The sequence below is a fragment of the Thermoplasmatales archaeon genome, from assembly GCA_026127925.1.
Classification (GTDB): domain Archaea; phylum Thermoplasmatota; class Thermoplasmata; order Thermoplasmatales; family Thermoplasmataceae; genus JAKAYB01.
Genome location: JAJSLM010000002.1, coordinates 159,066 through 180,709 on the forward strand (window position 1 = coordinate 159,066; position 21,644 = coordinate 180,709).

Annotated in this window: 21 protein-coding genes; 15 read left to right on the forward strand and 6 right to left on the reverse strand. The window is 43.2% G+C overall.

The features are described from left to right. Window positions 1-89 precede the first annotated feature (89 nt). The 7 genes from LVQ96_03070 to LVQ96_03100 all read left to right on the forward strand — a co-directional run bounded on the left by LVQ96_03070 (window position 90) and on the right by LVQ96_03100 (window position 5,663). Complete coding sequence (locus LVQ96_03070; protein MCW6170130.1) at window positions 90-935, forward strand: isoaspartyl peptidase/L-asparaginase; 846 nt, start codon at window positions 90-92, stop codon at window positions 933-935. A gap of 49 nt (window positions 936-984) precedes the next feature. Then, complete coding sequence (locus LVQ96_03075) at window positions 985-2,043, forward strand: NAD(P)-dependent glycerol-1-phosphate dehydrogenase (GenBank protein ID MCW6170131.1); 1,059 nt, start codon at window positions 985-987, stop codon at window positions 2,041-2,043. 11 nt (window positions 2,044-2,054) lie between these two features. Next, window positions 2,055-2,489 carry a UPF0179 family protein gene (locus LVQ96_03080; GenBank protein ID MCW6170132.1) on the forward strand — a complete coding sequence of 145 codons (435 nt, stop codon included), beginning with the start codon at window positions 2,055-2,057 and terminating at the stop codon, window positions 2,487-2,489. A 6-nt stretch (window positions 2,490-2,495) separates the two neighbouring features. Then, entirely contained in the window at window positions 2,496-3,671 is a 1,176-nt protein-coding gene (gene ychF, locus LVQ96_03085) for a YchF-related putative GTPase (protein ID MCW6170133.1), read from the forward strand. Between the two features lie 96 nt (window positions 3,672-3,767). Then, entirely contained in the window at window positions 3,768-4,577 is an 810-nt protein-coding gene (locus LVQ96_03090; protein MCW6170134.1) for a metallophosphoesterase, read from the forward strand. Window positions 4,578-4,668: 91 nt separating this feature from the next. After that, on the forward strand, window positions 4,669-5,097 hold the full coding sequence (locus LVQ96_03095; protein MCW6170135.1) for a 30S ribosomal protein S12: 429 nt from the start codon (window positions 4,669-4,671) through the stop codon (window positions 5,095-5,097). Continuing rightward, window positions 5,097-5,663 carry a 30S ribosomal protein S7 gene (locus tag LVQ96_03100; GenBank protein ID MCW6170136.1) on the forward strand — a complete coding sequence of 189 codons (567 nt, stop codon included), beginning with the start codon at window positions 5,097-5,099 and terminating at the stop codon, window positions 5,661-5,663. The genes LVQ96_03095 and LVQ96_03100 overlap by 1 nt, the downstream gene beginning before the upstream one ends. A 10-nt stretch (window positions 5,664-5,673) precedes the next feature. Here LVQ96_03100 and LVQ96_03105 read toward each other — a convergent pair whose 3' ends face one another. Further along, window positions 5,674-6,300, reverse strand: a complete 627-nt coding sequence (locus LVQ96_03105) for a hypothetical protein (protein MCW6170137.1) — start codon at window positions 6,298-6,300, stop codon at window positions 5,674-5,676. A 426-nt stretch (window positions 6,301-6,726) separates the two neighbouring features. On the opposite strand from LVQ96_03105, the gene LVQ96_03110 reads away from it, so the two are divergent. Beyond that, complete coding sequence (locus tag LVQ96_03110) at window positions 6,727-7,668, forward strand: deoxyhypusine synthase (GenBank protein ID MCW6170138.1); 942 nt, start codon at window positions 6,727-6,729, stop codon at window positions 7,666-7,668. A 36-nt stretch (window positions 7,669-7,704) separates the two neighbouring features. Here the strand turns inward: LVQ96_03110 and LVQ96_03115 are convergent, their stop codons facing one another. Then, on the reverse strand, window positions 7,705-7,992 hold the full coding sequence (locus LVQ96_03115) for a hypothetical protein (protein MCW6170139.1): 288 nt from the start codon (window positions 7,990-7,992) through the stop codon (window positions 7,705-7,707). A 90-nt stretch (window positions 7,993-8,082) separates the two neighbouring features. Here LVQ96_03115 and LVQ96_03120 point away from each other — a divergent pair, with 90 nt between their 5' ends. After that, the gene (locus LVQ96_03120; GenBank protein MCW6170140.1) at window positions 8,083-8,991 is read left to right on the forward strand and encodes an ornithine cyclodeaminase; all 909 of its coding nucleotides are present in this window, start codon (window positions 8,083-8,085) and stop codon (window positions 8,989-8,991) included. A 97-nt stretch (window positions 8,992-9,088) separates the two neighbouring features. Here the strand turns inward: LVQ96_03120 and LVQ96_03125 are convergent, their stop codons facing one another. Beyond that, entirely contained in the window at window positions 9,089-10,030 is a 942-nt protein-coding gene (locus LVQ96_03125; GenBank protein MCW6170141.1) for a TIGR01777 family oxidoreductase, read from the reverse strand. A gap of 6 nt (window positions 10,031-10,036) precedes the next feature. Continuing rightward, entirely contained in the window at window positions 10,037-10,888 is an 852-nt protein-coding gene (locus tag LVQ96_03130; protein ID MCW6170142.1) for an XdhC/CoxI family protein, read from the reverse strand. Between the two features lie 245 nt (window positions 10,889-11,133). Here LVQ96_03130 and LVQ96_03135 point away from each other — a divergent pair, with 245 nt between their 5' ends. The 3 genes from LVQ96_03135 to LVQ96_03145 all read left to right on the forward strand — a co-directional run bounded on the left by LVQ96_03135 (window position 11,134) and on the right by LVQ96_03145 (window position 17,468). Next, window positions 11,134-14,043, forward strand: a complete 2,910-nt coding sequence (locus LVQ96_03135) for a hypothetical protein (GenBank protein ID MCW6170143.1) — start codon at window positions 11,134-11,136, stop codon at window positions 14,041-14,043. A gap of 121 nt (window positions 14,044-14,164) precedes the next feature. After that, the gene (locus LVQ96_03140; protein ID MCW6170144.1) at window positions 14,165-15,259 is read left to right on the forward strand and encodes a hypothetical protein; all 1,095 of its coding nucleotides are present in this window, start codon (window positions 14,165-14,167) and stop codon (window positions 15,257-15,259) included. Between the two features lie 280 nt (window positions 15,260-15,539). Then, on the forward strand, window positions 15,540-17,468 hold the full coding sequence (locus LVQ96_03145) for a YncE family protein (GenBank protein ID MCW6170145.1): 1,929 nt from the start codon (window positions 15,540-15,542) through the stop codon (window positions 17,466-17,468). A 5-nt stretch (window positions 17,469-17,473) separates the two neighbouring features. Here LVQ96_03145 and LVQ96_03150 read toward each other — a convergent pair whose 3' ends face one another. Beyond that, window positions 17,474-18,097, reverse strand: coding sequence for a hypothetical protein (locus LVQ96_03150; protein MCW6170146.1), 624 nt, complete (start codon window positions 18,095-18,097; stop codon window positions 17,474-17,476). Window positions 18,098-18,200: 103 nt separating this feature from the next. Between LVQ96_03150 and LVQ96_03155 the strand changes: the two genes are divergently transcribed. The 3 genes from LVQ96_03155 to LVQ96_03165 all read left to right on the forward strand — a co-directional run bounded on the left by LVQ96_03155 (window position 18,201) and on the right by LVQ96_03165 (window position 20,515). Then, window positions 18,201-18,455, forward strand: coding sequence for a hypothetical protein (locus tag LVQ96_03155; protein ID MCW6170147.1), 255 nt, complete (start codon window positions 18,201-18,203; stop codon window positions 18,453-18,455). A gap of 132 nt (window positions 18,456-18,587) precedes the next feature. Continuing rightward, window positions 18,588-20,138: a thermopsin gene (locus LVQ96_03160; protein MCW6170148.1), complete on the forward strand. Its 1,551-nt coding sequence runs from the start codon at window positions 18,588-18,590 to the stop codon at window positions 20,136-20,138. 95 nt (window positions 20,139-20,233) lie between these two features. Continuing rightward, the gene (locus LVQ96_03165; GenBank protein MCW6170149.1) at window positions 20,234-20,515 is read left to right on the forward strand and encodes a hypothetical protein; all 282 of its coding nucleotides are present in this window, start codon (window positions 20,234-20,236) and stop codon (window positions 20,513-20,515) included. Between the two features lie 395 nt (window positions 20,516-20,910). On the opposite strand, the gene LVQ96_03170 is transcribed toward LVQ96_03165, so the two are convergent. Continuing rightward, window positions 20,911-21,549, reverse strand: coding sequence for a hypothetical protein (locus LVQ96_03170; protein MCW6170150.1), 639 nt, complete (start codon window positions 21,547-21,549; stop codon window positions 20,911-20,913). Window positions 21,550-21,644 lie beyond the last annotated feature (95 nt).

Below are 21,644 nucleotides of genomic sequence, written 5' to 3' on the forward strand. Positions count from 1 at the left end.
TCTCGTATTAAATATACACGCCCTGATCCTTAGTTCTCAAGTACTTACAATCTGGAAATATCTTAATATCCGGGAAGGCTACTTGGGACATGGTTAACGTTGTTCTGATTCACGGCGGGGCCGGTTCGGACGTGTCCTTTTCGACTTTGCTTAGCAATTATGCAAAACTCTCGGCCTTGCAAAGAGGTGCGCTGAATGTGTCCGTCGATGCAGTCCGGATGCTTGAGGACAATCCCGATTTTAATGCCGGCACCGGATCGGTAAAGAGAATAGATGGATCGATTCAAATGGATGCGGCTGTCATGACGGAAGAAGGCTTTGGTTCGGTTGTTTCCATAGAAAGAGTCAAGAATCCAGTTTTAGTGGCAAGAGCCGTGATGGAAAAAACCCCACATCTAATTCTCTCTGGGGATGGTGCAACAAAATTTGCACGTCAGCAGGGCTTTGAGGATTATGATCCGTCTACAGAAAAATCATCGAAAAATTGGGAAAAGATGATAAGAATCCTTTCAGGAGAGGATAAAGAGACACCAAATAGGTATGAAAACTACATGAAGTACGCAAAAATTTTCGGTTTAGTTAAAGACACGGTTGGTGCAGTTTCCCGAGTTGATGGAAAATTTGCAGCCGCTGTTTCAACCGGTGGAGCAACGCCAATGATGAGGGGCCGCGTTGGGGACTCACCTCTACCTGGGTGTGGAATATACGCCGGAAAGAAAGGTGCAGTTGTAGCAACAGGCATAGGTGAAGAGATCATAAAGAAAATGCTATGTTATAACGTATACCTGCGTATTGGATCGGAACCTCTGAAGAATATACTAGATGATGAAGTTTCAAAATTTGGTAACACGTCCGTGGGGATCATAGCGGTATCCGAAAACGAAGAGGCATATTCTTCCAATACCAGCATGGCCACAGGCATCATGAAATTCTGAACGTTCCTTCTCTGTCAACCTTTATATCATACTTAAACATATTTAGGAAATGGAGTTCGAAAAATTCAAAACCATGCATTTCCCGAGAGATGTTTACATAGGGCATGGTGTGCTTGCAAATCTTCCGCTTATCGCAGAGCGGTATCTCCGTCGTGGATCTATAGTGATAGTTACAGGGGACTTCACGTATGGACTTGTGGGTAAACAAGTTGAAGATATTCTCAAGGATGCTGGTTATGTAGTGAATGTGATAAAAATTGGCGCCGCTGATGAGCCTAACTTAAGCCTTGTTTCTAACTTTGCTGCCCGTGGAAAGACCGGCATGATGATAGGCGTCGGTGGTGGAACAAAGATAGATGTTGCAAAAAAGGTTGCTTTTGACCTTAACGTCCCGCTCGTCAGCGTTCCAACATCTCCAAGTCACGACGGTATCGCCTCTCCCCGTGCCTCTATAAGCAGACCGAATGGAATTTATTCTGAGGAAGGTGCGATGCCAATAGCTATTGTGGCAGACACTTCAATAATGGTGAAAGCGCCTTACAGATACCTCAAGGCTGGTGCTGCAGATGTGATTTCAAATCTGACGGCCATATTGGACTGGAAACTTGCTTACAGGCTCAAGGGCGAGGAATATAGTTCAAGTGCTGCAGCAATTTCAGAATATGCCGCTAAAGAACTTATCGAGAAAGCCCACATGATCCTTGAAGACGTGGAGGAATCCGTCTGGTTGGTGACAAAACAGATTCTTGCGTCTGGAACGGCCATGGCGATTGCAGGATCTTCCCGCCCTGCCAGTGGAAGTGAGCACCTCATAGCTCATGCATTGACACAACTTGGCCCTGGAAATTCAATTCATGGTGAACAGTGCGCTATCGGCTCTGTAGTCTCGATGTTCCTTCACGGTGGGGATTGGAAATCACTGAAGCAAACCTATGAAACAATAGGTATGTCTGTTAAAGCTAAAGATTATGACATTCCGAGGGAAGTGATGATAAAGGCGCTGAGCACCGCCCATAGCATGAGGTCTGAGAGATACACAATTTTAGGTGAGACTGACCTCAGTCTGTCGGCCTCGGAAAGATCACTTGAAATAACTGGAATCATTTAAGAATTGGTTTTATGGTAAAAATTTCATTAATAGGATCCGATCTTTCGGTTGAAGGATTAGAATTTACGTTTCTCGGGCCTTTGACTGCGTGCTCAGAATGCAGGATAAAGAATGCTTGCTTCAATCTTGAACCGGGGAGAAGCTACAGGATCGCAAAAGTTAGGGATCAGGAGAACCCCTGCCTGATTTTCAATACGAACAAGGTAAAGGCCGTCGAAATAGAAGAATTACCGGAGTTTGCCAATATTCAATATGGACGAAAACTCCAGGAAGGATCTGTAGTAACACTTAAGTCAATGAAATGTGACTATATCACATGCAAAAACAATGAGAAGTGCAACCTTACAAACCTGCGTTCAGAAACCAAGGCAACAATTGTTGGAATTAAAGAGAAACTTGACTGCCCCAAAGGTTACGATATGAGAAGAGTTGAAATAAAGTTCTGATAACGCATGATCAGGATTGGGTTAATAGGAAAACCGAACGCTGGAAAGTCCACACTTTTCACATCCCTCACAGACGTACCGGTGGAGATTGCCAATTACCCATTCACAACAATCAAACCGAACTTGGGAATGTCCTTTATTAAGGTAAGTTGCCCGGAAAAAGAGATAGGCAAAAAATGCAAACCGAGAGAAGGAACATGTATTGACAGTGTTCGGCATGTTCCTGTGGAAATAATAGACGTTCCGGGACTCATAGAGGGTGCGAGTGAAGGAAAAGGTATGGGTAACGAATTCCTCGATAACCTGAGAAACTCAGATGCTCTCATACACATATTTGATCCTCTGGATTCCTCCGAAATGTTTCGCGGTCGCGATATTGACGTTGAAGAGCTCAACAACAGCATACATGCAACAGAAAATGAGATAATGGACTGGTTTTCAGATCGAATTTTTAGAGATTGGGAGAAATTTGCGAGAAAATGCGATGCTTCTGGCGATCGAATAGAATCATCCCTCTATACAAAACTGGCCTCATTTGGCTTGTCTGAAAAGGATATAGCTTCAGTCCTTTCCGAGGAATTCTTTCCAGGGAAGCTATCTCTCTGGGACAAGGGAGACGCGAAGAAGTTCGCATCCATAGTGTTCAAGAAGATTAAGCCGATAGTTAGGGTGGCGAACAAGGCTGACCTTCTATCGGAAGAGCAACGGCAGATCATGCATGAAAAATATAGCGACGTTACCCTCATTTCTGCGGAATATGAACTCGCGCTTACGAGAGCATTCTCTTCGAAGATCATAGATCGTACAGAAACAAACTTCAACATCTCTGGCAATGCAACCCAGAAGCAGAGAGAAGCTCTGGAAAAGATCAGGAAATTTTTCGAAAGCAAGGGAGTTTCAAGAGCCTATGATATACTTGAAAAGATAAGTAAGGACTGGTTGCATCATATCGTGGTATTTCCTGTGTACGACGAATCCTCTTGGACCGACAAGTCTGGGAATGTACTTCCGGATGCATTCCTTATGCCTCTTGGTTCTACCGCGCTAGATCTGGCTTATAAAATCCATACGCAGATAGGTGAAGGTTTCATTAGGGCGATAGACGCGAGGGCACACAGGGTGGTTGGTAGGGATCATGTCCTTTCCGATGGCGATATAATCAGAATAGTTTCAAAGTCATAGACCGGATTATCGCTCTGGCAAATCGTATTGATGTTTGCCTTTTTTTGGTTATTGTTCATCTGAAAGGTATTTTTAGCCATGGTGAATTATGCTAGGATGCAAATCAGGAAGAATGATCTATCGGAACTTTTGCAAATCTCTGCTTCTATTATGGAGCAAAGTTGTCACAAGACTCCGTTTGCCGGTAAATTCTACAGTGATTTGGTGGCTTTTGTGGGAGATACTCATTGCGCCTGGCAGGTATCATCCAAGATAATCTCCGATTATGGCGAAGCTTCCGATAAGATTGTTTTTCTAGGGGATTATGTTGACAGGGGTGATACGGGCATCGAGAACTTAGCGGTGATCTTGAAAGCTTTTGTTAAAAACCCAGAAAAGATAGTTCTTTTGCGTGGCAATCATGAAAGCCGGAAGGTCAACGAAAGATACGGGTTTCTTATCGAGGTGAAAGATAAATTCGGGCTCGAGTTCTATGATCTCGTCGAAAAATTTTTCTCAAGATTGCCGTATGCAGTAGTTATAAACGATTATTTCTGTGTTCATGGTGGCATTGCAAGGAATATACCGGTAATTGACGAGATTAAAAATTTGCCATATCCAGATACCGGGCCGGAAAACAAGGATGCATTGGAGCTTTTATGGAATGATCCTTCAGAGGATATCGATGACTTTTCCGAGAATTTACGGGGGGAAGGCACATTCTATTACGGTCAACAAGCCGTTGACATGTTCATTTCGAAAAATAACCTTAATGGAATAATCAGGGGCCATGAGGTCTGCGACGGTTTCAAGGAGAATCTTGATGGTAAGGTTATTACTGTGTTTTCTAGCACATACCACGATATGCCTCCCGGGTTACTTATTATGGAAAATGGAAATTTTTTTAGATCACGCATAAAAATATGACGCAAAAATAACACCGAAAGATCAAGTAACGTTATATACGGATTTTCATTACCAGTTTTACAATTTCATTTAGAATCGATTAGGTGATAATTTGGCTAATGGTGAAAACGCAGGAAAAAAATTAAAATCCGTGAGAAGCAAATTCAGGTGGTCTGATAGTTCATTCAAGAAGAGGGTATTAAAGCTCAAGAAAAAGGCTGATCCACTTGAGGGAGCACCATCAGGGAAGGGCATAGTTATTGAAAAGATAGGAATAGAGGCTAAACAACCGAATTCCGGTATCAGGAAATGCGTAAAACTTCAACTTATCAAGAACGGCAGGCAGATTACTGCCTTTGCCCCGGGTGACGGCGCTATTAACTATATAGATGAGCATGACGAGGTCACCGTAGAAGGTATTCGTGGAAGGCAGGGAAGAAGTAAGGGAGATATTCCAGGGGTAAGGTTCAAGGTTGTCAAGGTGAATGGAATATCCTTGCTCGAGCTCGTGAAGGGTAGAAAGGAGAAGACGGTGAGATAATGGCAGAGCTTAAGTTACTTGGGGAATACTCAATTAGTGACGTGGCCATACATGACGCAGGTATTTCTAAATATGTAAATCTATCATCGAACCTTAATCTACATACAGGTGGAAGATATTCAAGTTATTCCGCTGGGAAAAGAAACGTTAACACCCTAGAGAGGCTGCTGAATAAGATGATGCGTTCTGAAAAATGGACAGGGAAGAAATACAGTGCATACAGAGTTCTGAAAGAAGCTTTCAAGATCGTAGCAGAGAAGACAAAGCAGAATCCCGTTCAGGTCTTCGTCAATGCCATAGAAAACGCGGCTCCAAGGGAAGAAGTCACAAGATTGAAATATGGGGGAATTGCTGTTCCCAAGGCCGTGGATGTGGCGCCATCCAGGCGCGTTGATCTAGCTCTCAGGAACATAGCAATAGGTGCCACAAAAGCTTCTTTCAAAAGCACGAAACCTATTGCAGGTTGCCTGGCTGATGAGATCATCAACGCTTCTAGAAATGAGGCTGCATCATTTGCAGTCAGCAAGAAAGAAGAGGTAGAAAGAATAGCGGCTTCCGCGAGATAAAAACTCGCGGTCAGTCTGTTTCATATTCTACAGGCAGGGATTCCTGCTCCCATTTTTCCATTCCACCAACCATTGTTGCAGCTTTTAAAAAATTGTCTGAAAGGAATATGGCGGCAACTTCGCTCCTCTTCCCGTGTGCGCAAACTATGGCGTATTTCTTAGTCTTGTCCAAGATGGAAATTCGCTTCGGAAGATCGTTGAGTGGTATTTTTATGGAATCTTTTATCGTTCCTAGCTGCCATTCCCAGGGTTCTCTTACATCAATTACTGTCCACTCTGGCATGTGTTCATAGAGTTCGAATGGTGAGATTTCTAAAACGGAAGATACCGGTAAACCGGCTTGAATCCATCCTTTCAGGTTATCAGAAAGTGTCGTGGAAACGTTCAAATGGACTGTCTCTATGTCTTCTTTCGCTTTGATAGCGGTTTCGTGATCCTTTCCTATCAAAATAATTGCAGATTCCGTACTATTAAGCCATGACTTCAGTATCTTGCCCCATCCAAGGTTATGATAAGGGGCATTCATAGTACTAGGAATATGACCTGATAAATAATCCCTGTTGCTTCTTATGTCTATGCCCACACTCTTTTGGCCTATTATTTGTTCATATACATTCTTCAAATCTTCGTTATTCAACTTATCGGTAAAATACGTTCTGCAATAAAACAATATCTTCTTCTTTGCCCTTACAAAATCGTTTAATCTAGATTTCTTTATGTACACCATTCATTTTTAATTTCAGAGCATGGAGGCAACAAGCACTGGGGTAAGGAAAAGCGGAGTGCTCGGTGGAGGTAGGTGAAGCAATAGCAGTTATAGTGGTCATATTAGACCTCCTGTAGTATTCGTCCTAAGGAATTGCTCAACTCGACCCTAATGTTTCTGAATCATATGCGTGAATACCGTTTTAGACGTGTTCGTAGTAAATATACCTGGCTATTGATCATAAAGCAGCACATACTCTCCAGTCTCTAAGCGCAATCCATGCGTAACAAAAATCTGTCTCTCTGAACTTGTTCCTCTGAAGTGAACACTAAATAATGTCCTGAATATCACTTACACATGAACAAGAAGGATTTGCTCACGTCCAAGGTTCTGGATACGGAGATTAGCGCTGATACTACACTGGGGGAGCTAATGACACAATTTTCAGCATCTGGCGGTTTTACTTCAGCAAAACTGTTTACCGCTTACTCAATATTGAACAGGATATTTTCAGAAGAGAACACAACATTCCTTTCATTTCCTGCAGATATAATTTCTACCGGCACAAGGGGAATAATAAATGAGATTGTTAAGAGAAAACTTGTCGACGTTATAATTACCACAAACGGGACGCTTGATCATGATATAGCACGAACTTACACAAATTATTATGCAGGTAGTTTCGACTTTGATGATCGCAAATTAAGGGATATAGGTATCAACAGACTTGGAAATGTGTTTATCCCGGATGAAAGTTATGGCGAGGTTATAGAAAACAAAGTAACGCCAGTGCTTGAAGAGCTTTATGCAAAGAAAAAGGAATGGGGTGGTGCGGAACTGGTTAGAGAATTTGGTCTGAGACTTAACAATGAAAAGTCAATACTTTACAACGCTGCTAAGAACAACATCCCTGTTTTTGTTCCTGGAATGACAGATGGATCATTCGGTTCCCAGCTCTGGTCATTCTATGAGCAGAACCGAGATTTCAAGATTAATTTGTTACAGGATGAGCATGAACTGTCCGATATCGTATTTGATGCCAAAAAGACTGGGGCTCTCATGATCGGCGGAGGCATATCCAAGCATCATACCATATGGTGGAATCAGTTCAGGGATGGACTTGACTACGCGGTTTATATAACAACTGCACAGGAGTACGACGGTTCACTTTCTGGAGCCAAGCTCGAAGAAGCGATATCGTGGAAAAAGATCAGGCAGGACGCTGAATTTGTTAACATATACGGCGATGCAACTATAGTACTACCGTTACTGCTTGGTCCACTTCTGGTCAAAAGTTAGGCAACATATTCAGGGTCGTTGTTGAAGTCTTTATTCCTAGATGTATTTGAGCCACTCCATTATAGGGTCGTCTTCCTCTTTCAGCTCGGTTGAAGATGTTCCGCTAGCACTAACGGTCGAGAACCGGTAAAAGTATATTCTCGAACCTTTCTCGACTCCATACATGATATGTTCAACATATTTTCCTTCTGGAAGATGTGCCATGGCTTCTGGGAATTCTGGAGAAAAGTGAACCTCGACCTTGTCACCATCTTGGTAGAGGTGATATGAAGAATTTGACGATATATATTCTTTCAGTTTTTTTGTTTCTATGGATGGTCCCATCTTTTCATGAGTTTATCTTTCTATAATACTATTAGCATCTGTGTCAAGATTGATGCATAAACTAATTATTAATAAAAATATATCTAACTCATGCAGTACATAACGGAAGAGGATGTGTCAAAAAACCTCACGATGGCGGAAACAATAAAGATACTTGAAGAAACTTTCAATGAATGCGGGCATGGTAGGGCCTATTATAAGCCAAGAGAACGAATAACTTATATCGGAGGCGTATTCAACACAATGCCAGGTATAATAGAGAAGTTCCATGTTGCTGGTCTCAAAACCTATATAGCTACACGTTCAGGGGCAAGGTTTGTCGTAGTATTATTTGATACAGAAACATCCGATCTTCTGGCACTCATTGAGGCAAACAAGCTTGGCCAGATAAGAACAGGTGCTTTGCCTGCAATGGTATCTAAGAAACTGCTTCGTGCAAAAGAGCAAAATCTCTGTATTATCGGTTCAGGCTATCAGGCAGAGACACAGCTTGAAGGTATGATATCTGCACTCAATATAGGAAAGACATCCGTATATTCCCGTAACTTTGATCATGCGAAGGACTTTGCGAAAACAATGTCTGAGAAATTTAAGATCGATATAGTTCCTTTTAGAAATGCAAATGAGGCACTCACGTCATCCACTGTCGTCAACACAATAACGGATTCGAACAACTCCATATTTTCCAGATCAGATCTGGGAGAAGAGTACCATCTTAACCTGTGTGGTGCGAATCTTCCTAGGCGAAGGGAAGTGGCAGAGGATGCAATTGCAGACAGCGACATGATAATCGTTGAAGATATGGATCAGGCAATGAAAGAATCTGCGGAGATAAAAAGCTACGTGAAGACGTATGGAAAGGACAAATGTATCAATCTTAAAGACTTTGTATTAGAGGACGATCATAAAAGAAAAAGGAGTGTCTTTAAGTCAATGGGTATCGGCTTGGAGGATGTTGCTGCGGGTTATCTCGTTTTGAAAAATATGAATCTTATCTGAGAATTTTCCAATTGAGTTAGTGAATTAGTTTTAAGGTGATTTTAACTTCAATCTAGGAGAAAGCCGGCCGTTCATAGGAACAACTTCATCAACTCATCTACGGAATTGACAGCGTTGACCTAAGAGCTGCTTCAAGATCTGGGAATTTGAACACATAACCGTATTGCAGTGCTTTTTTTGGGATCACTTTCTTTCCGTGAAGAATGAGATCAGAAACTTCACCCATTCTTAGCCTTACCAGCGTTGCTGGGATCTTTATTTTTGCTGGCCTGTTGAGAACCTTACTGAGCGTTTTAGCAAATTCTCCCATTGTAACGGATTGAGGAGATACAGCATTCAATGGGCCATTTATTTTCTCATTGTCGAGTGAGAAAAGAACCAGGCCAACCTCATCGCTCATGTGAATCCATGCAAGCCACTGGTTTCCCGGCCTTATTGGGCCACCCAAACCCGTTTTGAAAATTGAGACAAGTTCAGGCAAACCCCCTCCCGATGCAGAAAGCACAAGGCTCGTTCTTACGTTTACAACACGAACTCCGTATTCCTCGGCTCTGTTTGCTGCTTTTTCCCACTGATGAACCAGGTCTCCAAAGAAATCGTTTCCTTTTGGAGAATCCTCATCCATTTCGGTGTCAGTGATTTTATCGTAACCGTAGTATCCAGCTGCTGTGCCGTTAATGAACACTTTAGGCCTAGCCTTACATTTTGATATCGCCTCAACAATATGATCAACGGTTTTTACACGCGACTCAACAATTTTTCTTTTGTATTCGCTGGTCCATTTTTTAAAAATGGGTTCACCCGTGAAATTTATAATTGCTGATGAACCATCTATTTCTTGTTGCCATTCGCTATTCTCTGGGGTGAATTCCACGACTTTTTTCCCAGGAAAAATCGCTTCTGTCTTTTGTTTGTTTCTTGAAAAGAACCTTATTTCATCTCCGCGAGAAAGCAGAGTTCTAGCGATCTCAGATCCGATTAAGCCGTTACCTCCAAACAGAGAGACAGTCTGCCTTGTGCCCTGATATGCATTTGCCATTTTGATTCACTCTATGCGGGATCTTTCTGCTGAGGGATTCTGAGGCATTCTGTTAGAATTCCTCTTCTTCATCACGATTTCAGACGCGATACTTAATGCTATCTCGAACGGAGTAACTGCATTGATATTTATTCCAATCGGGGCACTGACAGCATCGAGAAATGCGCTCGAAACTCCCACCCTTTTCAACTCCTCAAAATCCCTCGCAATCCTTTTTCTGCTTGCCATAAGGCCGATATACGAGGGTCTGTGTTCGGAGAGGAATCGAAGGATATCAATATCCCTTTCACCCTTTGTAAGTACGACTACAAAGTCGTCTTCGTTTACATTCAATGAATCAAGGTCAGAGTTAAGATCGGAAATAATTTCATCGGGATCGTTTGTTATGTTTGGTGCATGATTTATCAACACAACGTTGAAATTCATTTTCTTTCCGAGAGCAATAAGTTCGTTCTCCACATCATCTTTCCCACCTTGCCCAAAAATTATGAGCCTTTGTGAAGGTTTGTAGGGTTCGAGAAAAACATCTATCGTTCCACCACAGAAAGTCTCAACGTAGATGTCGTTTTCATTCTCTTTTGAGATCATGGCTTGAAGGCCATCCTTAGCAGTTTCAAGATGTATCCTAATCATTTTTGTTTCTCCAGTGATTAAAGTTTTACGTGCTTCCTCAATGATCACCGACTCAGGGCACACCCCGCCTAATGAGCCGTAAACAACCTTATCGTCTTTAACTATAACCCTGAAACCGGGTTTGGCAAGTGCAGAGCCTTCAGATCGAACAACAGACGCTACAACAAATGCTGATTTTTCATTTTTAAGATGTTCAAGCTCTGATATGTAGTCATAATCACCCATATGGGCAGATTGAAATCTGATTAATCTAATTTCGTATTATTTGAACAAGCATTACTTGTCTTATGTGCTGAGTTTTCAAAATTGAACAGAGGAATAAGGCTCAATTTTTATAAGTTTCTCGACAACAGTAATCATTTAGAGATAATATTTTGCGATTCGTTATATGATAACTGGTAAGGGTAAAATTTAGAGCAATATTTATATCAGTCAGTTCCTTTAGCGTGCTTACAAGAGGAAGATGATAATTGCATAAGTACAGTTTGATTGCAGTCATAGTAGTCCTCGCTTTTCTAGCGAGTACGTTTACAGTGATTGGAGCAAGTAATGCCATAACGCCACAGACAGGAACGGTGGACTATACGGTGCATGACGTATACGGGTCGAATAGTTCACTTGCCAACCCTTCTACGGTAATGAACATAGCTACAGTTTCAGGAATAACCGTAGAATCGCTGGCTGGAAGTTCCGGCTCGTTCTCTCTGGACTATGGCAATTACGTGGTAACTTTTCCATCAACCACAAATACGGTGCCTATATTCGGCACAGTTATAACCAACTATACACAGTACTACCTCACGGTAGCCTCGTCCACAACTAAGGAAAATTTTAGCGTTGGAGTTTCAGAGACCGTGTTATCATCAATAAGTGTCAGCATGCCCGGTCTGGTCTATCTGAACCTCAGCACAGTTTCAGGGTTTCAATTTTATTCCAGCACCGGAAGCTCGTCCACTGCATCAGCCTTCTCCGCTTACGTCCCGGTTTCATACTTTTTTGCAGATATATATTCTAGTGGAAATACCTATTCCTATCTTCTGAAGGGAAGTAGCAGCATCTCTTTGAATCCAAAGGCACTCCCGGTTGATCTTTACGGAAAAGTGACAAATAAAACAGGGAGCGCAATAAATGATTTCAATATAACAGTGATTGGAAAGAATAGCAATTACTATTCAGAGAACTTTAACGGGAATCCCTATTCTTTTGCTTTCAATCCTGCAAACGTTTCATATCTTGTATTTTCTTCACCAGGATACCAGCCGTACCAGATCACTCCGCCAACATCGACGGGATTGCATAAACAGAATGTTTCCCTGTTGCCAGGAAGCAGTAACATAAGCTATAATTATTCAATAGGTGCGAATCCAGATTTTCTCAATCTGACGGTTCACTTTGATGTGTCAAATTCAACGGCACTTCCGTATTTTGCGAATTCTTCTATCGGTTCCTTATACTGGCAGATAAGGATGGATAAGCTCACAACATCGTCCATATCCACATTCCTGTCAAGTTATGGAGAAAAATACACAAACAATTCATTTTTCCTCAATGGGACGAATTATAACCTTTCTGGGACCACATTCAAGATCACAGCATTCACAAATAGCAGCCTTGATGCCTTTGTGAATCTCACTTATAAAACATCAGGCCTTTCGAGTGTAAATTTATCAAAGGGATTCAATGTGAAGCTATACGCCAAGTCCACAGAGTATTCCTCTGGTAATTTATACTTCAATTATGCACTGAATTACAATGCTCCTGGCATGGCGTTATCGTCTCCAGCTTCGGTGGCAAAGACATTTATAAGCCCGGTGATCTTGAGGCAACAAACCTCCTCCGGTTTTATAAGCCTAGTTTTCTCAACACCATCAAATCCTTCGGTAAATACAAGCAAACTTGATCTGTATTGGGACGGGATGAATCGTTATGTCGATTACATGGGCAATTTTTCCAACGGATCTCCATTTTTTGTTGTTCCGTTAAATGACAACATTTATTTCAATGCTTCAGCTGGATTCTTCAATCCTGCAACGAATTCCAACAACTACCAGGATTCTCTCAATTTTAGCTGGAAAGTAGGATCAAGCTATTTCACGTCTATAACTACGCCGGCGTACAATGCGAGCTATAAATTTACCTCATCAGGAACATATAATGTTTCCCTAGCGTTCACGAGCGGTTCAGGGAGGACCAACAGCACGCATTTTGTTGTCTACGCTTTCAATTCCACTCCAACGGCTTCATTAAACGTTTCTTTTAACGGAAAATTATTGCTGCCCACAACCTCATTGAGCAATGGAGCGTCAAAGTCGTTCGATGTCCTGCAATCGAAGATCATGGATTTCAATGCTAGCGGCTCAAAGCAGCCAATACCGTCCACGAGTTATTACGCACCACTTTCCTACTACTGGATCTTGCCGAATTACACGACGACGGGAGAGAATATAACGAACCCGTCTAGCGTTTTTTCCGTGCCCTATATAGCATCGCACAAGGATGATGTCGGGTACCTGAATGTTATCAGCGCGGCAGGTATAACGAACGTTACCATGCAGATGCATGTGAATGATACAACACCCCCTACGCCCGTTGTGACTTTGTATAACTCAACAAACGCGGTCATATCCCAGCCAGTGGCTGGAAAACCTGTGACGTTTTCGGCTAACAGTTCATATGATCAGTATTACGGTTCAAGCAAGAACCTTACCTACAGGTGGTCTTTCCTTTACTCCAATGGAACGGTGTTAAAAACAGGGAACGCCAATATATCCATTATCGGTGGCGGAAATAATTCTACATTCATTAAAGTTGAATTCTACACTCTTTCGCCACTCACAGTTTCTCTCAAAGCCACAAATCCCGCTAGCATAACTGCATACTCGAATAATACGATCACTCAAACCGTTAATTCACCATACATAGTTGTGAAGAACGTTGTCATGCCAAAGTCCATGAATTCAGGATCCTCTGCCACTGCGACTATAAACGTTACAAATAATGGTACCGTTGCTGCGTCTTCGTTCTACATCAATTTGTTGGTAAACGGCAAAGTGATACAGTCCCACACTTACGGTCTGATAAACGCAAGCCAAACAGAGAGTGTTAAATTCTCTTTCGCGCCACCCATTAGTGGAAAGGTCTCGTTTGTTTTCCAGGCAGGTAACAGCAGTGAACCTTCATTCTTCGCGAAGGACGGATCGTACAGCATAACGGCATCGGTCAGTCCCCCGACGTGGGAAACACCTGTGATAATCGTTGGTGTGATCGCTGTAATAGTCGTGATCGGCCTAGTTTACTACAGATTTTCAACGAGGGGAACGAGGCAGAAGAAGGATACTGGAAACAAGAAGCAGATAAGACTTCCCGGGAAGAAACAGTGATAACTGAACTTTCAAAAGAAGTTCCGTGATTCACATTCAACAATTTTTTTAAATTTTTTGAAAATAAATAACGTAAATTTTTTAGAAGAAATATTCAATACGGTCTGTTCACTACACTATAGTGAATTCACTTATGAGCGGCAATAATCCTGTGGTTAAGGCAAGGGATCAAAAGCAGAGGACGAAGGAAGACCTAATTAAGCTTATCAAAGAAAACCAGCCGATAAGGTTCAAGGAACTACTTGAGTACTCCGATCTTTCCAACAGATGGCTCTCTGAGATGCTGAAGGAACTCGTTTCCGACGGTTTGATAATGAAGGGGAACAACAACGTTAAGCTGAAAAACGGCTTAGAGAAAAAGAATGTAGAATCTTACACGCTTACCGAGGAAGGGAATAGGGTGTACAGGGGCATATGGCCTGCGTTTAACTCCATGGTCGATTTAAAGCAGGATCTCTCTGACTATGTGGAGTTTGGCTACTCCCTCGGCCCAAAGGCGCATTACTCTAAGACCGATTTCTCCTATGGAAACAGGACGAGCATCATCGCCAGCGAAAACATTGATCCGTCGTTTTTTGAGATAACAAAGATGTTCATAAGGGAGCTCGGCCGGCGTGCAAGGCTGAATGTGATGGCCGGTATTGTCGATCTGGTTGTGAAAAAGTATCCGGATTATATCGAAGGCAAAAAGGAAAGTGCTTCCGGCAAGATCGTGTTCTATACCGAGGTCGACCTGTCGAAGCTCATGAACGACATCGATTACTATTTCCGATTTATCCAGGATCTCGAAAACGGCAGAAATCCGCTGTTCAACAACCCGGTGAAATCCCTCGGCGTGCTCTATGACAGCATAGTCGTTGCTGATCGAGTACTCAAGAATAAGGTCCAGCTGGACAACGTCATAAACTGGGTATCTGGGCATCTGAAGGACTTCTCAGACATATACGACCTGAATTTAGACCTGGAGATGCTCATAAGGCTCAACACCCTGATAGAATCGGAGAAGAGTCCATTCGGAAGCGAGGAGTATTCCGAAAAGTTTAAGGACAGACCTGAATGGAAGACTTATTTAGACTATTATCTCGTCCTCAAGATCATAAATTTCAGGAGCAGGCAGAGGCTTGAAGAGCTCGATAGGTTTTGGGAAAGCCGTTATGATACCTACAATTTTAACTCAATGGAAGAATTCATGAACTATATCTCTTCGCTTCAATGATCAGCGAATATCTCCGCGCCCTGTCTGGTCTTATCCGCTCTAGGGTTGAAGTCGAAAATCTCTTTGATTCTTGAGATCCATGAGCATACACGTATCGACCTCACCGCCTTGTTTTTGATATGAATGACCGCTAGGCTTTCTCTGATTAATAGAGCCTTTTCGAAGGTGAAAGTTCAGCTGAATTTTAGTGATGCGGGGCATAGTTTGAGGCATCTGCATTATCGCGATTCCCAGACAAAATCTTAAGTATTGTCTAATGATTCAAATCTGAGTTGGTAAGATGTCTTCCCACGTTCGATTGAAGCTGGTGGCGGTCGCCGTTTTTGTTCTCATGTTCTCTGCAGGCTGTGCTCTCGGTGTATCCGGTGGGCACACAGGCACGGTGCACAACACATCGGCTGGAGTATCTGCGTCGAATGATGGAGTTCATAGCAAAATAACTAACAATGCAGAATCAAATTCATCATTTCAGTACGGGGAAGAGACGCTTGTTCTTTTAAACGGTACGGTTCTTCCGGGAAATTTTGCGAACAAGGTCGAACCGGTCAAGCCATGGGCTGTTGCATACGATCCTTACAATGGTTACGTTTATGTTGCTAACTACGGCCTCAACGATGTTTATGTGATAAATTCGTCTAACAGCGTCATCGCGAAGATTAGCGTGGGCACAAATCCAGATTCCGTCGCATACGATGCTTTTGATCATGACGTGTACGTCTCCAACTTTGGATCGGAAAGTGTATCGGTTATCAGCTCAAGAAACTATGTTGTTCAGAGCATAAACTTAGCTGCAGAACCGCAGTCCCTGACCTATGATCCATCGAACCATATGGTATACACGGCAAATCCCGAGAACGACAACATATCCGTGATAAATTCTACCACGGGTAATGTCTCTTCAATAGCAGTTTCATCGACACCACACGCTGTATCCTATGATCCTTACAACAACTACCTTTACGTTGCAGAATTCAATTCGAACAGAACATCTGTAATCAATACAACATCAGGTAAGATCATAGATAATATAACTGTAGGAATCGAGCCGTATGCCCTGACCTATGATCCATCAAATAATTACATTTATGTTGCCAATGCCGGCTCCAGTAATATTTCTATCATCAACGCATCGAACGTGGTTACAGGTACGATCAATGTTGGAATAACGCCGGAGAGCGTGGCCTACGATCCGATGAACAAATATATGTACGTGGTCGATTTTGGTTCCAGCAATGTATCTGTCATAAACTCATCAAATCATGTAATCGGATCTGTTGATGTGGGGGAGGCACCAGAATCGGCTGCATATGATCCGCTGAATGGGTACGTATATGTTGCAGATATGTCGAACGGCACGTTAACGATGATCACGCCTCCCGAGAAAAATTACGGTGTGGCGTTCACCGAGACAGGCCTTCCTTCCGGATACGCGTGGAATCTGACATTCAACGGATCCGTGTATACACTCGACAACACATCGTACGTTTTCTATGTGCAGAATGGCAGCTATAACTACAGTGCATCCTCGGAAGGGTACCATGGGATATCAGGCTCAGTTGTAGTCAATGGTTCAAACATATCTGTAAACCTCACCTTCGCTCCGGTGGATTACAGCGTTTCCTTCAGCGAATCCGGCCTCCCTTCTGGTGCTGAATGGTTAGTCAATGTTACCAACACAAGCACGGGATATGTGTTACACGGAAGATCCAATCTTTCTGATATGCCATTCTTCCTTTCCAACGGCTCTTACACCTATACGGTTGCAACGGTGAATAAGGATTACACCCCTTCCCCATCATCAGGCTCGTTTAATGTCAACGGTAGCAATTCATCCGTTCCGGTGGTGTTCAAGGAGTTAACGTATTCCGATATATTCACTGAGACAGGCCTTCAACCGGGTGTTTCCTGGTCTGTGACATTTGACGGCATAACCGATTCGTCTACGTCAAGTTCCATAACGTTCATCGTTCCAAACGGAACATATCCATACCTCATAGGATCGGTTGCAGGTTATACGCAGCCGTCGAACGGAACCGTGAGCGTAAATGGAAGCACGGTGATTCATTCAGTGACATTTACCAGGCTAACCCCTATACCTGAGATTCATCCTAAGCGCTCTTCCGTTGATACGGAGCTCTACATAATCATGGGGGCGCTCATAGTAGCCATCATAGTCCTTTCAATATTCATAGTGAGGAGGAAAAAATAGAATTTTCATTCACTTTTCTGCCTCAGGTGCTGAAGGATCATTCCGATCACCTTTGAAGCATCGGATCTGTTCAGATCCTCCATGGATTCTGCGTCAAAATCCCTCAAGAAGGCTCTGAAAACATCATCTTCTATGTTCCCTGATTCTATCAGTCTTTTAATGTATTTCACCTGGTTCTGCGTGATCTTAGCCGGGCCTGTCAAAAGCTCTTCCCCTAAATCCTGAGTGAAAAGCGATGATGCTCCTGTCGCTGTTAAAACAGCGTCAACGAACGACCTTTTCTTTGCGATCTTGATGGCGGAGTTTGTCGCCCTTGCATCCTTTCTTTCAGGATCGATCTCCGACGTTGAGCATGATCCGAAGCCGTTGCCCACGATCTTTCCGTCCTGGAATATCCTCGTCTCGAAGACAAACATCTCGTTCTTTCCCTTGCGCTCTTCCGCTATGAAGGACTGCGATGTCAGCGAAAACTCCTGAAGAAGGAGTTCGGCACCACCCTTGAGAAGCGTCATCTTTTCTCCCCTGCGTATGTAGTCTGACCCCTCACTCATACGATCCCTGAACATCCTAAATATAGCATCTCTCCTTTCCATTCCCGTGGTTTCCATTATTTCTTCCTGTAGCCCCATGATTCATGATATAATGTACATGTATATAAATCTATCTACAATCAAGCTTGATTATGCATTAAAAATTGTCTTAAATATGCCGAATCAATATTGAATCGTGATTGTGAAAGCGTTATCGGAAAAACATGCTGTCCTTGTTTTGCTGGGTCTCCTGGATAGTGGCGAGGTTAGCAAGATGACGATAATGAAGTTCGGGCCTTCGATCAATACGATCGATGCCCTTTTGGATACACTTAAAAAAGAGGATCTTCTAAGCGTGAAGGAAGAACGGAGGGGCAGGCGCGTATTTCTCATCTCTCTCACAGAGAAGGGGAGGAAGGTTGCTGAGATCCTTGACAGCATCAGGAAGATGGGATGACCGTAATCGCGCCAATCGAATCAACGCGGGATCCTGATCCTTGAATTTTCCTGTTGTGTATCAAATTACAGAATCTCTGGGATTTGTGACTGATCCAGAGAAAGTATATATATGAACGATTCCTCTGAGTTTATGCGTGTTTTCCTTCCCGTTATTCTCCTGGTTCTTATCCTCTGTTTTATAGGAGTGCAGCCAGCCGCGAATCATACCGAGGCTGTGAATGCAGGTATCGTCATCCCGTCCGCTGTAAACACAGGAACGATATACACGCACGAGCCTGCACCTATGGGGATCGCAGATTACGGCATCGGTCCTAGAGGGGAGCCTTATGAATACAATACAACATCCTTCATGGGCGTCGCAAGTGTGGATTCCCTGAGCACCTATAATTCTTCACTCAATTACAGCTCTTACTATGGCGGGCCTTATGGAATGACTTTTCAGTTAAACGCCGTTCTTGTTGCAGTGTCCGGCGGAGCCTCCTATGCTTACTGGTCGCAGAACGTTGCTTTTATTAATACGTCTTCGAACAGAGTAAGGTTTGAGGACAATGTATGGAACTATACATCCGAAGGCGCGGAGATGTACAATTCCACAGTCTCCGGCAGCGGGAAGATAGAAAACTTCTCGGGCGGGGACTACTACTACGACTTCGCTTCAAAATCTCTTCCAGGCAACAACATGGAGCTGAGCTATCCTTCCACCGTAGAGCTGAGGATGAATGCTACGGTTGTCAGCGGTCATCCAGAGATCGTATTCTCGTATAACAGTGGTCAGGGGTGGCAGGTTTATGACAGTGCGGTAATAAAATTCCTCAACACATCCGGAACTCCGGAGTTCCGCGTTGATGGATTCACGTACAGTCCGGTAGGGACTTACTACGATGCTGAGCTCATCATGGGAGGTCCGGCCGGTGGCTCGCACACCGGGATCGTGTCCTCTTCGGTTCTCTTCCAGCTTGATTACTGGAACGGCCACAACTACCAGATGATAACGAACGCATTCAATTTCGGCTCAAATACCCAGGAGGGCATCTACGGCGCTGGCGACTCTGGCATATATTCCAAATCGAATGGATCGCTATACGCTAAAATAACGGCTGGGAACTCCACTCTGGGGCAGATCTACAATTCCGGAGATATCGGTATTTTGAACGTGACATCAAACGTACCATCGGGATACCTTATGATCAACGGCACGGCTTACAACTTCACTGGCGAAGACGTTAACGTTACGCTATATCCTGGTGAATACGCCTTCCAGTTATACACATCGTCGAATGTGCTTGTAGCTTCAGGCACCTTAAACCTTTCCGGTGGAGAGTACCTTCCAATGGTCATCACAGGCAGTTATGCCGTGACGTTTTACGAGACCGGATTATCTCCCGGTACATCATGGTCGGTCACGCTCAACGGAACGACGGAATCATCAACTACCGGCATGATAATTTTCATGGTTTCCAACGGAACCTATTCATACAGGGTGAATCCTGTTCCTGGGTACACCGCTCTTAATGATAGCGGAAATATGTCAGTTGTCGGAGAAAATGTAGAATACAATGTAACATTCAAGGCAGAGAAAGGCGCTCCTGTCAACCTGGCCCTTCTAATTGGGACTTTTGCTGCGATCCTCGTGATTGCTGTGGTTCTTTCTGTATTTCTCAGAAGGAAGGCGGGGAGATAAACAGAGCGTGCCCCTAAACCGATATGGACGGTATGGCAGGGACCAAAATATAGCGAAATACTTATATATTTTCAGCTGTTTTCTAATCGGTCAATATGGACATGGTAATTCTAGTTAAAATTAAGAGGATACCCACAAAGAAGGAATGGGAAGGTGCACAGAAGATTGTCGATAAGGCTGTCAAGAGTGGGATAAAGATTGAGAATTACGACACATACGGAGCATATGATTCTGTCGCAGTTGTCAAGGGTTCGAATAAAGGCGAGGAAATTTATCTCCGGTACGTTCACGCCGTTAAGGAATGGGCTGATGTGCAGACGCTTCCGATCATTGACCAGAAGCTCATGGATAAGATCAGCAAGGAATTCATTAAGTAAGGCGATCCTCTGGTCGCGAGATAACGAAAGGCATCCTTCTCAAATGAGAGAAGAATTGAATTTTTTCTTATTTGCAACAGAGGTTCCGATGTTCATGCATATCGCATTACGCTCCTATGGCAGAAGAGCGGAATGCACAGAATAAAACATTACATCCGATCATGCTGATCTCGATTCACGGGCGCAGCTATCATATTGCCAAATCTGGTTTCAAACACCCTTACAGCATATCGACCTATCAATTTTTTTTGGTCGTCTTTCCATTTTAGATCTGCCCAACGTTTTTAGAAAACATCTAATGTATGGATACTTGGCAGAGAGGAATTATAAATACAGAGGCAGAGAGTGTTCTAATCAATTTATTAAAGCAGTGAATCAAATGGTTTTGGAAAGGATCACTTTTTCCTCCAGATCGTTATCGGCACCACTGAACCTATGATGAGGATTGCGAGGATCACGCCAAGTATCACGTATATCTCTGTGGACGTGATCGACGGCGAGGATCTCTGTTTGGGTGGGGAGTGAGGTGGGGAAGGTGGAAGGGAAATTATCTTGGAAAATACAACTGGCTGAACGACGTTCGAGCCGTTGACAGTCACTCCGCTATTGGGCGGCGTTACATACGAATACCCAGGGACAGGATTGACCGAGTAAAGATACGTCCCATTCGCAGCCGAGAATACAATCGTTTCGATCGTTGAAGTTCTGGTTGTTCCATTAAAATTAATAGACCATAGCGTACCCGGAGCGAGGCCAGATTCCGTGAACTTAACGGTATATTCCACCACCGTTGGACTGATATTTTCATGGGCGGTGAATGGGAAAACGGAATTTATCATGGAATCCGCGTGATTCCCGGTGATTATCGTGCTCATGAGATCATCGTTGATATTCTCACTTGTGCTTATCTTCATTCCGGTGTTTCCGTGGCATGTGCATGGGAACAACGAAGCGATCGTGAATATTACAATCATAACAATGAAATATTTGCGAAATAGATCCCTAAAGCCGAGTCTTAAACGACCGATCTTCATATTTTAAATCCTTACACCTAATGATCTAAAAGGATGTTTATCTACTTTATCTTTTCAAATAGCCCTTAGCTCTATCTTTATTAATCCATGAAGAT